Origin of the sequence: Xanthomonas melonis (genome assembly GCF_020783655.1) — a bacterium.
Lineage (GTDB): Bacteria > Pseudomonadota > Gammaproteobacteria > Xanthomonadales > Xanthomonadaceae > Xanthomonas > Xanthomonas melonis.
Genome location: NZ_JAJGQH010000010.1, coordinates 78,214 through 92,339 on the forward strand (window position 1 = coordinate 78,214; position 14,126 = coordinate 92,339).

General features: G+C 66.6%; 16 protein-coding genes. 7 read left to right on the forward strand and 9 right to left on the reverse strand.

Going from position 1 to position 14,126, the window contains the following annotated elements:
• Positions 1-2: 2 nt before the first annotated feature.
• Genes minD through LL964_RS11540 form a run of 3 tightly spaced genes read right to left on the reverse strand, consistent with a single transcriptional unit; the run spans position 3 to position 2,193 of the window.
• Positions 3-812: a septum site-determining protein MinD gene (gene minD / locus LL964_RS11530; RefSeq protein WP_104584345.1), complete on the reverse strand. Its 810-nt coding sequence runs from the start codon at positions 810-812 to the stop codon at positions 3-5.
• A 35-nt stretch (positions 813-847) separates the two neighbouring features.
• Positions 848-1,591 carry a septum site-determining protein MinC gene (gene minC, locus LL964_RS11535; RefSeq protein WP_104584343.1) on the reverse strand — a complete coding sequence of 248 codons (744 nt, stop codon included), beginning with the start codon at positions 1,589-1,591 and terminating at the stop codon, positions 848-850.
• 2 nt (positions 1,592-1,593) lie between these two features.
• A complete protein-coding gene (locus tag LL964_RS11540; protein WP_104584341.1) occupies positions 1,594-2,193 on the reverse strand; it encodes a GNAT family N-acetyltransferase in 600 nt (199 codons plus the stop codon).
• Positions 2,194-2,365: 172 nt separating this feature from the next.
• On the opposite strand from LL964_RS11540, the gene LL964_RS11545 reads away from it, so the two are divergent.
• From LL964_RS11545 to LL964_RS11570, 5 genes are all read left to right on the forward strand, one after another.
• On the forward strand, positions 2,366-3,559 hold the full coding sequence (locus LL964_RS11545) for a sensor histidine kinase (protein ID WP_104584339.1): 1,194 nt from the start codon (positions 2,366-2,368) through the stop codon (positions 3,557-3,559).
• Positions 3,559-4,200: a response regulator gene (locus LL964_RS11550; RefSeq protein ID WP_104584337.1), complete on the forward strand. Its 642-nt coding sequence runs from the start codon at positions 3,559-3,561 to the stop codon at positions 4,198-4,200. The genes LL964_RS11545 and LL964_RS11550 overlap by 1 nt, the downstream gene beginning before the upstream one ends.
• A gap of 538 nt (positions 4,201-4,738) precedes the next feature.
• Positions 4,739-5,920, forward strand: a complete 1,182-nt coding sequence (locus LL964_RS11560) for a polyketide cyclase (RefSeq protein WP_104584334.1) — start codon at positions 4,739-4,741, stop codon at positions 5,918-5,920.
• 82 nt (positions 5,921-6,002) lie between these two features.
• Positions 6,003-6,389 carry a DUF423 domain-containing protein gene (locus LL964_RS11565; RefSeq protein WP_104584332.1) on the forward strand — a complete coding sequence of 129 codons (387 nt, stop codon included), beginning with the start codon at positions 6,003-6,005 and terminating at the stop codon, positions 6,387-6,389.
• Between the two features lies 1 nt (position 6,390).
• Positions 6,391-7,065, forward strand: coding sequence for a DNA-3-methyladenine glycosylase family protein (locus LL964_RS11570; RefSeq protein WP_104584330.1), 675 nt, complete (start codon positions 6,391-6,393; stop codon positions 7,063-7,065).
• A gap of 91 nt (positions 7,066-7,156) precedes the next feature.
• Here the strand turns inward: LL964_RS11570 and LL964_RS11575 are convergent, their stop codons facing one another.
• The 4 genes from LL964_RS11575 to LL964_RS11590 form a co-directional block, all read right to left on the reverse strand.
• Positions 7,157-7,963 carry a M15 family metallopeptidase gene (locus tag LL964_RS11575; protein ID WP_104584328.1) on the reverse strand — a complete coding sequence of 269 codons (807 nt, stop codon included), beginning with the start codon at positions 7,961-7,963 and terminating at the stop codon, positions 7,157-7,159.
• A 161-nt stretch (positions 7,964-8,124) separates the two neighbouring features.
• Positions 8,125-8,304 carry a type II toxin-antitoxin system antitoxin gene (locus tag LL964_RS11580; RefSeq protein ID WP_104584326.1) on the reverse strand — a complete coding sequence of 60 codons (180 nt, stop codon included), beginning with the start codon at positions 8,302-8,304 and terminating at the stop codon, positions 8,125-8,127.
• The gene (locus LL964_RS11585) at positions 8,301-8,585 is read right to left on the reverse strand and encodes a hypothetical protein (RefSeq protein WP_104584324.1); all 285 of its coding nucleotides are present in this window, start codon (positions 8,583-8,585) and stop codon (positions 8,301-8,303) included. The genes LL964_RS11580 and LL964_RS11585 overlap by 4 nt, the downstream gene beginning before the upstream one ends.
• 9 nt (positions 8,586-8,594) lie before the next feature.
• A complete protein-coding gene (locus tag LL964_RS11590) occupies positions 8,595-9,362 on the reverse strand; it encodes an SPFH domain-containing protein (RefSeq protein ID WP_425478132.1) in 768 nt (255 codons plus the stop codon).
• Positions 9,363-9,584: 222 nt separating this feature from the next.
• Between LL964_RS11590 and purT the strand changes: the two genes are divergently transcribed.
• Entirely contained in the window at positions 9,585-10,787 is a 1,203-nt protein-coding gene (gene purT / locus LL964_RS11595; RefSeq protein ID WP_104584320.1) for a formate-dependent phosphoribosylglycinamide formyltransferase, read from the forward strand.
• Positions 10,788-10,965: 178 nt separating this feature from the next.
• Here the strand turns inward: purT and LL964_RS11600 are convergent, their stop codons facing one another.
• On the reverse strand, positions 10,966-12,192 hold the full coding sequence (locus tag LL964_RS11600; RefSeq protein ID WP_104585517.1) for an endonuclease/exonuclease/phosphatase family protein: 1,227 nt from the start codon (positions 12,190-12,192) through the stop codon (positions 10,966-10,968).
• Between the two features lie 52 nt (positions 12,193-12,244).
• Positions 12,245-13,000 (reverse strand): arginyltransferase, encoded by a 756-nt coding sequence (locus LL964_RS11605; protein ID WP_104584318.1) that lies wholly within the window; start codon positions 12,998-13,000, stop codon positions 12,245-12,247.
• A gap of 199 nt (positions 13,001-13,199) precedes the next feature.
• On the opposite strand from LL964_RS11605, the gene LL964_RS11610 reads away from it, so the two are divergent.
• Positions 13,200-13,781 (forward strand): EF-hand domain-containing protein, encoded by a 582-nt coding sequence (locus LL964_RS11610; RefSeq protein WP_104585516.1) that lies wholly within the window; start codon positions 13,200-13,202, stop codon positions 13,779-13,781.
• Positions 13,782-14,126: the final 345 nt, after the last annotated feature.

The window sequence follows — 14,126 nt, forward strand, 5'->3', positions numbered from 1 at the left end:
GCTTACCCTCCGAACAGCTTGCTGAAGAAGCCTTTCTTCTCCACGGATGTGAATCGCATCGGGCGCTCCTCGCCCAGAATGCGGGCGACCGCGTCTTCGTAGGCCTGGCCGGCCGGGGATTCGGTGTCCAGGATCACCGGCTCGCCCTTGTTGGAGGCATTGAGCACATCGCCGGACTCGGGGATCACGCCGATCGCCTTCAGGCCCAGCACTTCTTCCACGTCGGTGATGCTGAGCATTTCGCCGCCTTCCACACGGCCCGGGCTGTAACGGGTCAGCAGCAGGAAGGCCGGCACCGGCTTGCCTTCCTCGGCCTTGCGGGTCTTGGAATCGAGCAGGCCGATGATGCGATCGGAGTCGCGGACCGAGGAGACTTCCGGATTGACCACCACCACCGCGCGGTCGGCGAAGTACATCGCCAGGAACGCGCCCTTCTCGATGCCTGCCGGCGAATCGCAGACGATGTAGTCGAAGCCGTCGGCGGCCAGGTCCTTGAGCACCTTCTCCACGCCGTCCTGGGTCAGCGCGTCCTTGTCGCGGGTCTGCGAGGCCGCCAGCACGTACAGGTTCTCGAACCGCTTGTCCTTGATCAGCGACTGCTTGAGCGTGGCTTCGCCGTGCACGACGTTGACGAAGTCGTACACCACGCGCCGTTCGCAGCCCATGATCAGGTCCAGGTTGCGCAGGCCGACGTCGAAGTCGATGACCGCGACCTTCTTGCCGCGCCGCGCCAGCCCGCAGGCCAGGCTCGCGCTGGTGGTGGTCTTGCCGACGCCGCCCTTGCCGGAGGTGACTACGATGATTTCAGCCAAAGGATTTCTCCGAATGTTTCTGTGGTTGGGCCGCGTCAATCAAGCGCAGCGATCTTGATCTGATCCTGCTCCAGCCAGACCTGGACGGCCTTGCCACGCAGGTCCATGGGAACATCGTCCAGCACCTTGTAGTGGCCAGCGATGGCGACCAGTTCGGCGTGGAAATCGCGGCAGAAGATGCGCGCGTCCGGGTTGCCCTGCGCGCCGGCCAGGGCGCGGCCACGCAGGGTACCGTAGATATGGATGCTGCCGTCGGCGATGACCTCCGCCCCGGCGCCGACCGTACTGAGCACGGTCAGGTCGCAGTTCTCCGCGTACAGCTGCTGACCCGAACGCACGGCGGTGCGCTGCATGCGTCCGGGCGCCGGACGCGCAGCGGGCGCTGGGGGTTCGGCGCGCGCTGGCGGAGGCGGCGGTGGCGGGCTGGCCGCAGTCGGCTCGTACTGGGCACGGAACTTGGCCAGCAACGGCACGCCGAGCTGTTGCGACAGCAGGTCGATCTCGCTGGTGCCGTAGGCCAGCGCCACCGGCAGTACGCCGGCATCGCGCAGGCCGTCCAGCAACGCCTTGGCGGTGGCGAGATCCGGTACCTGCGACAGCCCGCCGAAATCCAGGATCACCGCTGCGCGCCCGAACAGCTTGGGTGCGCGGCTCACCCGTTCGCGCATCTCCTGCACCAGTCGCGCCACGTCCAGGGTGCGCACGCGCAGGTTGGCGATGCCGACCTGGCCGATCTTGAGTTCGCCGGCCTGTTCGAAGTCCACGTTCACGCTCGCCACGCTCAGGTCCCCGTCGATTGGTTGGCGGTGGCGGCGGCCAGACGCGGCCGGCCGACCCACGGCAACTCTTCGGGCAGGTTGCCGCCATAGGTTTCCTTGACCCACGGATAGCTGCACATGTCCTTCATCAGCATGCTGGCGCGCACCTCCACGTCCGGCATGGTGTTCTGGCCCACTTCGCGAAAACCGAAGCTGCCATGGAACAGCAGCGCCGCATCGGCGCCATGGTCCAGGAAGACCTCGCAGGCCAGCTGCGGATAGCGCAATTCGGTGTAGCTCTGCACGTCGGCGTAGAACGCGCGCCCGACGCCGCCGCCGCGGCGGCGGCTGGCCACCACGATGCGGTCGATATAGAAGAACTCCGGATGGCGGTCCCGGAACCAGGCGAAGTTGCTGCTGTCATGGGCACTGCCGCTGCCGAAGCCGACCAGGAACCCGGCCAGGTTGCCATCGCGTTCGGCAACGCGGAAATACTCGGCCTGCGCATAGAAACGTTGCAGCCTGGTGGAATCCAGCGGCAGGATCGCCAGTCCGGCATTGTTGTTCAGGGCCAGAACGGAATCGAGCTCGTGCTCGCGCACGTCGCGGATGACGATCGACATTAGGTCTCCGTGGGGTAACGCGTCGACCCGAAATCGGATCTGCGTCGGATTATTACATGCGTGGCCTGAAGCGGCGACCTGCGCTGCGCCCTGGACCTTCCACGGGGGCGTCTGGCACAGGCATGACTTCCGGCAGCAGGGCGGTCACACCGCTTGGCCCTAAGATGCCGGCATGTTGGGATACCTCAGCCATACGCGCGTCCTGCGCTTCGCCGGCCTGTTCACCTGGGCGATGATCGCCATGCCCCTGGTGTACACCTACTGGGCTCCGTCCGAGGATGGCGGTTACCGCGTGCTGCGCGAAGCATTGGCGATGTCGGCCTTCTTCATCGGCTTCGGCGTCAGCTACTTCTGGCTCACCCGCGGTCTGGACAGCGGTGGCCACGCGCATTGGTACGACCGTCTGATCCTGCTGTTGCTCACCATCTGCGCGCTGGCGGTGAGCTATCTGACCGGGACCGGGCTGGGCAGCATCCTGATGATGGTGGCGGCCGGGGTGATCCCGTGGCTGTTGCCGCTGCGCGTGGGCGTGCTGTGGCTGCTGCTGAGCCAACTGGCGGTGCTGCCGGTCTATTACTTGCTGCCCGGCTTCACCTTGTTTGCCGCGGTCATGCAGTCCCTGCTGTATGGCGGGTTCTCGATGTTCATCTTCGTGACCAGCCTGGTCGCACGCCAGCAGACCGAGGCCCGCGAGGAACAGCGCCGCCTCAATGCCGAACTGCGCGCCACCCGCGCGCTGCTGGCCGAGAGCGCCCGCATCAACGAGCGCACGCGCATCTCGCGCGAGCTGCACGACCTGCTCGGCCACCACCTGACCGCGCTCAGCCTCAACCTGGAAGTGGCCGGCCACATCACCGAGGGCCAGGCCCAGGAGCATGTCCGCCAGGCCCATACCCTGGCCCGGTTGCTGTTGACCGACGTGCGCGAGGCGGTCAGCCAGCTGCGCGACAGCGGCGCGATCGATCTGGAAGCGGCGCTGCGCCCACTGGTCACCCAGGTGCCCTCGCTGGATATCCACCTGGACATCTCCCAGCCGCTCACCCTGGACGATCCCGAGCGTGCGCACGTGCTGCTGCGTTGTACCCAGGAAATCATCACCAATACGGTGCGCCATGCCGGCGCCCGCAACCTGTGGATCCAGGTGTGCCGCGACGGCGACTGCGTGCTGATCGACGCGCGCGACGACGGTCGCGGCGCCGAGACGGTGTCGCCCGGCAACGGCTTGCGCGGCATGCGCGAGCGGCTCAGCCAGTATGGTGGCAAGGTGGAGATCCAAACCCGGCGGGGAGACGGCTTCGGCCTGCGCATCTCCGTTCCAGGCGCGCCGGCACTGATGCCGGCGGCCGTCCTTCAAGGAGTGTTCTGATGATCCGTGTCTGCCTGGTCGACGACCAAACCCTGGTGCGTCAGGGGATCCGCTCGCTGCTGGCGCTGGACGACGGCATCGAGGTGGTGGCCGAGGCGTCGGATGGCAAGCAGGCGGTCGAGCAGATCCCTCAGATCCGGCCCGATGTGGTGCTGATGGACATGCGTATGCCGGTGATGTCCGGGCTGGAGGCGCTGCAGATGCTCTCGCGCAACGGCACCTTGCCGCCGACCATCATCCTGACCACCTTCGACGACGACCAACTGGTCCTGGCCGGACTCAAGGCCGGCGCCAAGGGTTACCTGCTCAAGGACGTGTCGCTGGAGCAATTGGTCGGCGCCATCCGCACCGTGGCCGACGGCGGTTCGCTGGTGCAGCCGGCGGTGACCCAGCGGCTGTTGTCGGGCCTGGAGCATATGCGCAACGAATTCGTCAGCCTGGACCGGCCCGATCCGCTCACCGACCGTGAGACCGAGATCCTTCGGCTGATGGCGAGCGGCTTCTCCAACAAGGAGATCGCCAATTCGCTGGGCGTGGCCGAAGGCACCATCAAGAATCACGTGTCCAACATCCTGTCCAAGCTCGGCGTACGTGACCGCACCCGGGCGGTACTGAAGGCCTTCGAACTGCAACTGGTCTGACGGCAGGATGCCCCGCCCGGCGCAGCGCGCCGGGCGTTCGCCTGCGCGCAAGCCTGCGGCTTGCAGACAGCGCCGGCTCACCCTGTCGAAACTCGGCGTACGCGACCGCACCCGGGCGGTATTGAAGGCCTTCGAACTGCAACTGGTCTGACGGCAGGATGTCCTGCCCGGCGCGCTGCGCGGCTTCGCTGTTTGGAGGGCGTGTTCGGCGCGACGCGTGGTATGGCCGCGTCCGCTGCCGCGCCGCCGCCGCAGCAGGTAGTGCCGATCGCCGGGCGGGGCAGTCGACCGATGCGGCGGCCAGGGGTGGCTGCATCACGCGAAGCCGGCGCGCACTGTGCATGATGGCTGCGCGCCGCCGGCTCAAACCCTTGTGCGGGCTGGCCTTGCAGCGTTCGGCCGCGCCATCGCGCGCGCGCAATGACACCGCAGGACCGCGCTACCCGTCGCACAACTGAACATCTTTGCCGAAGCCTGCTAGGATGGTGGCTTCGCTTCACTCAACCCGGCCGTGGGATCGGCCCCGGAGACCTCCTGAATGACCCGTATTATCGAGTTCCTGATCGCCTTGGGGATCGTGGCTGGCTTGTTTGTCGTGGTGGGCTTGGTGCTTCCCTCGGAGCGGCAGATGTCCGAGAGTGTTGAGACCAACCGCCGAATGACGATTGTTTACGACACCGTGAACAGCTTCCGTCGGTTCAAGGATTGGAACCCGCTCGTGCTGCGCGACCCGAAGATCCAGCTGAAGCTGGCCGGCCCGGAAGAGGGCAAGGGCGCACGCATCGAATACAGCTCCACCGAAGGCTACATCGGCGACGGCAGCTGGGAGATCACCAATACCGTCAAGAACGAGCGTGTCGAGATCGCGATCGAAGATCCCACCAAGGGCTACGACAAGGTCACCAACTTCACCTTGGCACCGACCGGCAAGAACAACCGCAACGTCAAGATCACGCAGGACTACAGCGTCAAGTACGGCTGGAACCTGTTTGGCCGCTATGCCGGCCTGTATGTCAGCCGCCACGTCGGCGACGATCTGAAGCTGGGTCTGGCGCGCCTGGCGACCGCCTTGGCGACCGTGCCGAACTTCGACTACCGCGCGCAGCTGGACGGCAAGCCGGTGTTGAGCGATCTGAAGGTCGTCGATGTGCCGGCCGAAGACCTGCTGGTGGTCACCGCGGGCAACATCGATCGCGACAACGAGACGATCAAGAAGTCGATCAAGGACAACCAGGAGTGGATCAAGCGCGTGATGGACGCCAACGGTCTGGAAGCGGCAGGTCCGGTCCGTATCGTCACCACCGACTTTGCGACCGACAAGTACGCCTTCGACGTCGCCCAGCCGGTCCGCAAGCGTGCCGGTGGCGCGCCGAAGGCCGATGCCAAGACCGATACCGCCAAGACCGACGCCAAGAAGGACGACGCTGCTGCGGCTGCCCCGGTCGACGCGACGCCGGTCGCCGCCACCGGTGAAGAGCTCAAGGTCAACATCCCGTCCGAAGCGCCGGTGAAGTATCAGCGTACCCCGGCGCACCGCTCGGTGTTTGCGACCTACGCAGGCCACATGGCCGGCCTGGACGCGGTGCGCAACTCCTTGCGCGCCTGGGCTGCCACCAGCGGCATGGACGTGACCGAGCGTCCGTACGAAGCCTGGAAGGGCGGCGTGGACAAGTCGTTCACCCAGGATGGTACCTACGATGTCTACTGGGCCATCAAGTAATCGTCTCACCGCGATGACCTGATCTAGAACAAGAACGCGCCGCAGTCCTGCGGCGCGTTTTTTTTTGCGTCACCGCGCTGCCATGGAAGTTGCCTGCATGTCCTTGCTCGATCGTCGTAAGAAGCATCCCTCGCTATTGGCGTTCTGCGGCGGCCTGCTGGCCGCCATAGCGGTCGGTCTGTCGGCCTATGCCTCGCACGGCGTGGCCGATGCGCTGGTGCAGTCGCGGCTGCAGTTGGCGTCGCTATATGCGTTCGGCCATGGCGCGGTGCTGACGGTGCTGGGCGCCACCGAAACGCGCGTTCTCGGGCGAGTGGGCTTGTACCTGCTGTTGCTCGGCACCTTGCTGTTCGCCGGCAGCCTGGTCGGCGGTGCCTTGCTGCACTGGCCGACCAGCTTGGCGCCGGTGGGCGGCGTCGGCTTGATGCTGGGCTGGGTGGTACTGGCCTTCGGTGCGTTGAGGCGCTGAGATGCCGCGCCATGCCCGCGGGTTCGATGTAGAGGCCGCCTTCGCGTACCTGTCGCGGCGCGATCGTGCGCTGGGTGCGTGGATGCGGCGCATCGGTCCCATCGCGCCGCAGCCGGGGTGGTGCAAACCGTTCGACCCCGTGGATGCATTGGCGCGCGCCATCCTGTTCCAGCAACTCAGCGGCAAGGCCGCGTCCACCATCGTGGCGCGGGTGGAGGTTGCGATCGGATCCGACCGGCTGCATGCGGACACGCTTGCGCGCGTGGACGATGCCGCGCTGCGCGCCTGCGGTGTGTCCGGCAACAAGGCGCTGGCGCTGCGCGATCTGGTGCAGCGCGAGCTCGCTGGGGAGATTCCCTCCTTGCGCCGGCTTGCCTTCATGTCCGACGAGGCGATCGTCGAGGCCCTGGTGCCGGTACGCGGCATCGGCCGCTGGACGGTGGAGATGATGCTGATGTTCCGGTTGGGTCGGCCGGATCTGCTGCCCGTCGACGACCTGGGCGTGCGCAAGGGCGCCCAGGTCGTGGACAAACAAGCGCTGATGCCCGCCGCCAAGGCACTGGCCGGGCGCGGCGAGCGCTGGGGGCCCTACCGCAGCTATGCCGCGTTCTACCTGTGGAAGATCGCCGACTTCAGCGTGGCCGCCAAGGTGCCGACACCACGCTCGCAGGAGTAGAGCCGCGCCCGTATGCTGGAGCCTCGGCAAGCGGCGACGGCATTGCACGGATCATTGACCGGCCGTGGCGCCCGCAGCGTCGGAATGCGTGTCATGTCGAAGCCTGCGCATGCCAGCGCCAGTGCCACGGCTCGTACACGATGCCATGCGGATTGCCGCGCGGATAGCTCATGCGGTAGCCGAACTGCTGCGCATTGGCGCATAGCCAGCCGAACGCGGGAGTGTCTTCGAACGATTCCTCGGCGGGCGCCTCGCCCGGGGTGCCGATATCCAGGGCATCGCCGCTGTGGTGTTCGCTGAACCCCGGCGCAGCGTTGACCGCCAGGATCTGCTGCAACGACAGTCCGCGCGCGAATTTCCGCTCGAAGATGCCCAATTGATAGGCATGGCTGCGGTAGCCGGAGATCGCATCGAGCACGACGCCTGCGCGCAGCGCAGTGGCGCGCAGGCGATGCCACGCGCGCGCGGCACCATCGCTCAACCACAACGGCCGCCCGAAACGATCGCGTCCGGCGAACTGCAGCGTCGCCGGTTCGGCGATCAGGGATAGGCCGGTCTGTCGCATGTAATCGTCCGCGGCCAGCCCCAGTCGTGTCAGGCGTCGTTGCAGTCCATCGATCGCCAGCGCCGCGCCGCCGGATCGCACGGGCCCCGAGGTGGCGGCCTGCAGCCGGTCCAGCGCTTCGTCCAGACCGGGCTCGCGCGACAGGCGCGGAATCAACGGCATGAGGCCCTGCGGCAGGTGCGCGGCCAGGTAACGCCCATCGGACTTGCGCCGCAGCAGCCAGTCGGACTGCGCCAGGACGCGGGCGTCGGCGTTGCTGCGCGCGCGCAGGAGCGCGGCAGGCAACAGCTCGATAGCGGTGGTGTTGAGCAGCAGGGTCAGGGTCGGGCGCATCGCGACAGGGTAGGGCGAACGGCCGTGCGCGGCCAGACGTCCCACGCCCGGCGCCCTCGCCCCTGTCCGAGGCGCAGGCGAGGCGCAGGCGCCACGCCGATCGCCAGGCGATGGGCAGGGTGGCCGCTTCCGCATGCGCATGCCCCTGGAGCGGTGAGCGCTTAAGCGTCCGCTTCCGGCTCGTCGCGCGGCTTGGATAATCGCCCGGCCTTGCGCAACGCATCGCGCAGTACATATTCGATCTGCGCGTTGAGGCTGCGCAGCTCGTCATCGGCCCAGCGCTGCGCAGCGGCCAGCACTTCGGCATTGATACGCAGCGGGTAGGCCTTCTTTTCGCTCATTCGCCATTCCTGCGGCTGCCGTGGCGACGCAGGTGCATGACCATCGATACGATCAGCGCATTGACGCCGACGATCATGCCGATCGCCACCGCGTAGATGCCGACGCGGTTGTCGCCTGCCCAATACAGGCAGGCTGCCCCGACCAGGATGACCAGGCTGATCAGCGCCCAGCGCAAGCCCAGGCCGCGCGCGCGGTCGTCGTCGTTCGCTCCGATCGAGGCGGCGATCGCCAGCGCGGGCAACCCGGAAAGCGCAACCGCCAGCGGCACCATCACATTCATTGCATCACCTCAATACAGCGAGCCGGCATTGACCACCGGTTGGGTACCGCGATCAGAACACAACACGGTGAGCAGGTTGCTGACCATATGCGCCTTGCGCTCCTCGTCCAGTTGCACCACGCCGTTCTTCTGCAGCTCGGCCAGCGCCATTTCGACCATGCCCACTGCGCCCGCCACGATGCGGGTGCGTGCAGCAATCACCGCGTTGGCCTGCTGGCGCTGCAGCATCGCCTGGGCGATTTCCGGTGCATAGGCCAGATGGCTGATGCGCGCTTCGATCACGTCCACACCGGCCTGGGTAAGGCGTTCGTCCAGATGCCGCTTGAGCTGTTCGCTGATTTCGGCCGGGTGGCTGCGCAGCGAAATCTGGCCTTCTTCGTGCTGATCGTAGGGGTAGCTGGTGGCCATCGCGCGCAATGCGGCTTCGGACTGGATATGCACGAAGCTTTCGTAGTCGTCCACGTTGTACACGGCCTCGGAGGCATCCAGCACCTGCCACACGATCACCGCCGCGATCTCGATCGGGCTGCCATCCAGTTCATTGACCTTAAGCCGCCCGCTTTCGAAGTTGCGCACGCGCTGGCTGACCCGGCGCTTGGCGTAGAAGGGGCTGTTCCAGCGCATTCCCTGGTCCTTGACCGTACCGACGTACTTGCCGAACAGGCTCAGGACGGCCGCCTGATTCGGCTCCAGCGTGTACAGGCCGACCAGGACGAACACATTGCAGGCGGCCACCAGAATGGCTGGCGGCATGGCCAGGATCGGCAGATAGCCCATGCCCGCGGCGATCAGCGTCGTGGCGGACAGCAGCAAGACGACGACACTGATAACGATCACCGGAATGCCGGGGGCAGAACCGAGGGATTGCTCTTTCATGGCTGGGGCGTCCTTGTGGTTTGGATTAAGATATCAAATTGATATCAATTTTTGACGGCTTTCCGACCAGCGGTCATGTCATCGGCCCGTTAAAATGGCCGCCCCCTCGAACTGGATGAGCGCATGACCACTCTTGGCACCCCGCTGTCGCCTTCAGCCACCCGCGTACTGTTGTTGGGCTCGGGCGAACTGGGTAAGGAGGTCGCGATCGAGCTGCAGCGCCTGGGGGTGGAGGTGATCGCTGCAGATCGCTATGCCGACGCGCCGGCCATGCAGGTGGCGCACCGTTCGCACGTGCTGGACATGCTCGATCCCGCCGCCTTGCGCGCGCTGATCGCCAGCGAGCAGCCGCACCTGATCGTGCCGGAGATCGAGGCCATCCATACCGAAACCCTGGTGGCGCTGGAGCGCGAGCAGGGTCAGAAAGTGATTCCGACCGCGCGCGCCGCGCGCCTGACCATGGACCGCGAAGGCATCCGCCGGCTGGCTGCCGAAACGCTGGGCCTGCCGACCTCGCCGTACCGCTTCGTCGACACCGCAGCCGAGTACCGCGAAGCGATCGCCGCCGTTGGCCTGCCGTGCGTGGTCAAGCCGGTGATGTCTTCCTCCGGCAAGGGGCAGAGCACGCTGCGCAGCGAGGCCGATATCGATACCGCGTGGGAGTACGCGCAGACCGGTGGGCGCGCCGGTGCTGGCCGCTGCATCGTCGAAGGCTTCATCGATTTCGATTACGAAATCACCTTGCTCACCGTGCGGCATGCTGGCGGCACCTCGTACTGCGATCCCATCGGGCATTGGCAGCAGGATGGCGACTACCGCGAAAGCTGGCAGCCGCAGCCGATGTCGGCGGCCGCGCTGCACCGCTCGCAGCAGATCGCCAAAGCCATCACCGATGACCTGGGGGGCTGGGGCCTGTTCGGCGTGGAATTGTTCGTGAAGGGCGATGAGGTGTGGTTCAGCGAGGTCTCGCCGCGCCCGCACGACACCGGCCTGGTCACCCTGGTGTCGCAGGACCTGAGCGAATTCGCGCTGCACGCCCGCGCCATTCTCGGGCTGCCGGTGGGTGCGCAGGACGGCGGCGTCATCCGTCAGAGTGGCCCATCCGCATCCTGCGCGCTGCTGGCGCATGGCAATGGCGTGCCGGTGTTCGACAACGTGGCCGATGCGCTGCGCGATCCCGAGACCGCGCTGCGCCTGTTCGGCAAACCACGTGTGGACGGCCACCGTCGCGTTGGCGTCACCCTGGCGCGCGCCGATGGCATCGATGGCGCACGCGAGAAGGCGCGCGCGGCCGCCGCGGCACTGACGATCCAGTTGCAGGGCTGATCGCCGCAGATTCCGAGAAGTGCAGCGCACCGCTGCACTTCTTCAACGCGCCAAACGCCGCGGGTCTAAGCGCGATTAACCGCACGCACCTGCGTCGGCCTACCAGACAGGCGCGAAGAGCGCAGACGGCCCAGCAACTCGCCCTTCCGAATCCCCAATCCCTAATCACCAATCCCGGCTACCAAGCAACATCCACCCACACCGCATGATGGTCGCTGCCATCGGCGATCGCTGCATCCGGGCTGGCGCTGGCCGGCCAGAAGATGCCGCTGTCGACCAGCGTGAACTGCCGCGACGGCAGCACATAGTCCAGGCGCATGGTGCCTGCCTGCGGGCCGAAGTCGCCGGTCACCTGATGCGGGTCGCCGATGTGCGCGATGCCTTGCGCGGCGTAGTCGGCGGTTTTTTCCGGGCCGCCGGCGCTGCGCGGGGCCGGGTACTGCAGCACGCGCGGATGCTGGATCAGCGCCCGGATCGCTTCGTGGCGGCCGGCGCCGTCGATCGGGTCGTTGTTCAGATCGCCAAGGATCACAAAGTGTGCATCGGCCGCCAGGCCGCCGCAGCCTCCCTTGTCGTCGCACAACCAGCGCTTGCTGTCGGCCGTGTCATCCAGGTAGGCGCGCCATAGCGCGAGCTCGTCGTGGTTGCGCGCGGCGTTGCGTTTTTCCGCGCCGTCGAACACCGGTGGAGTGGGGTGCGACACCAGCGCATGCACCACGCCCAGCGGCGTGCGTACCGGCACGTCCCAATGCGACTTGGACGACAGCCGCAGCTGCGCCCAGATCGCGTCGCTGTAGAACGATGTCCGCGTGGCCGGGTCGATCGGCCGCAGCGCGCCCGGCAACGTGCTCCACTTCAGCAACTGGAAACTGCGCACGGCCTGCGTGTCGATCGGATATCGCGACAGCACCAGCATGCCGTACTGACCAGGATGCAGGCCAAAGCCCCAGGCGTCGTTGCCGCGGTTGCGGCCATCGCCGCCGACGCTGCCGCTGTTGTCCAGATCCAGCCCGCTCGGGACGCCCGTGTTGACCGGCGCCAGATACCGATACGGATAACGCAGCGGCTCGCCGCCACCCGGCTGTGCCACCTGTAGATAGCGCTGCTGGAACAGATCGGCGGCACGGTGGTCCGGATCGAAGTCGAACTCGTTGAGCAGTACCAGATCCGGGCGCACACGCTGCAGTACCGCAGCGATCTTGCGCGCATGCGCGCTGTCGCCCTGCAGTTCGCGGATCAGGCCGCCCGCCTGGTCCGAATACAACGAGGTGTTGTACGTGGCGATGCGCAAGGGCGCGGTCGCCGGCTCGGGCGAGGGATCGGGCGCTGTGGTGGCGGAAGGCGTGCGATGGGTACAGGCGGTGCACAGCGCGGTCAGCGCCAGCAGCAGGAGAGGTCTGATCATGGCGGCATTCTCGCATGGCCGATACGGCAGGCCGATGTCGTCGTTTGGCAGCCTACGGCGCCGGCGCGCTGGCGGGCAGTCCACGCCAATGGCGGCCGTCGTAGGCCTCCAGCGCAGTGAAGCGGCGCTTGTAGTTCATCTTGGCGTGACCGTCGATCCAGTAGCCCAGGTAGACATGTGCGCGTCGCTCGCGCTGTGCCCACTGGATCTGCTGCAGGATTGCGAAGGTGCCAAGACTGCGCGCGGCCGCCTCCGGTGCGTAGAACGTGTACACCGCCGACAACGCATGCTCGGTGACATCGGTGACCGCCACCGCGAGCAGTTGCCCGGGCGCATGCGCGACCGATGCCTGGCGGATTTCCAGGAAGCGCCCATGCGACCAGCCGCCGATCAGGAACTGGTCGAACTCGCTCGCGCCATGCCCGTCCATGCCACCGCCGGGATGCCGGTGCTTGAGATAGCGCCGGTACAGCGCAAGCTGCTCGTCGGTGCGTTCGGCGGCGACGATGCGTACCACCAGGTCGTGATTGCGTGCCAGGCAGCGGCGTTGGCTGCGATCCGGGTGGAAGGCGTCCACCGCGATGCGCACCGGTACGCACGCGCGGCAGCGCTCGCAATGCGGGCGATAGACCAGATCGCCGGAACGCCGGAATCCCCACGCCAGGGCTTGCGGGTAGATCGTCCCCAGGCGCGGATCGTGTGGATCCAGTACCAGATCGCGTGCCTGACGGTCCGGCCAGTAGCCACAGGCATGCTCGCCGGTCTGAAACAGGCGCAGGTCCTCGTGGGTGTCGGCGTGGATGGCCATGCGCTCAGGATAGCGCCTGCGCGTCGCAACAGCGGCGACTGTCCGCTCCATGAATGCGGCCGATGCGCGCGTCAACGCCTGTGCCGGTGACTCGTTGATGTGGGTGTTGGTGGCAGCGCACGGCAGATCCGGGTGCGCCACCTACGCGATGCGGCCCATGCAAGTGCCGCGTGTGGTTCCCACAGATCAGGAGTTTCTCATGACGTCCCGCAAACCCGTTCTTGCCCTGGCCATGCTGGCTGCGCTGTCTACCGGCGCAGTTGTCGCCGCCACCCCGCCGGCACCCGGCGATGCGCCGCGTCCTGCCAAGCTCGACAGCAATGGCGATGGTGTGATCGACCGCAGCGAAGCGGCTGCCAACCCGAAGCTGGCCGCGCAGTTCGACACGCTGGACACCAACAAGGACGGCAAGCTGTCGCGCGATGAACGTCCGCGCCATCATGGCCCCAGACCTGAGGGGCGTGGCGCTTGGCTAGCCAAGTTCGACACCGACAAGGATGGGCGCATCAGCCGCGAGGAGGCCAAGGCCGATCCGAAATTCGCCGCGCGCTTCGACCAGATGGACCTCAACAAGGATGGCTTTATCGATCGTGCCGACCGTGAGCTGCGGATGCAGCAGCATCGCGACGCGTGGTTCGCCAAAGCCGATACCGACAAGGACGGCAAACTGAGCAAGGCCGAATTCGATGCCGCATCGAAGCTGCGCGGCGAGCACGGACCGCGCGGCCCCGGCGACCACGGCAAGCATGCGATGCCGGTCAAGCCTGCGGCGAGCAGCTGATGCTGGCAGCGTGCGATCGCATCCCGGCAGTCCAGGCACAGCCGGCATACCGCGTTCTCAGTAGACGGTAGAGCATCAGCAATACGTAACAAGGCGCCGATCGACCGACGGCCTCCTGTGCAAGCAGGGGGCCGTTGTTTTATGGACACAGCCGCCTGTATGGGGCGGAATGACGCATGGCCACCGTTGCCCGCTCTGAGCCGTCTGGCAGGGGCGTATGCACCGCGTGCGCCTGCACTATGTCGGGGCAATCCATGCGAGCGATACCGTCGGACAGGTGGCGATTGCACCCTGGGCACGACTGCGATCACTTGCCGGGTGACGGCCAGCGCTGTGTCCAAGGCT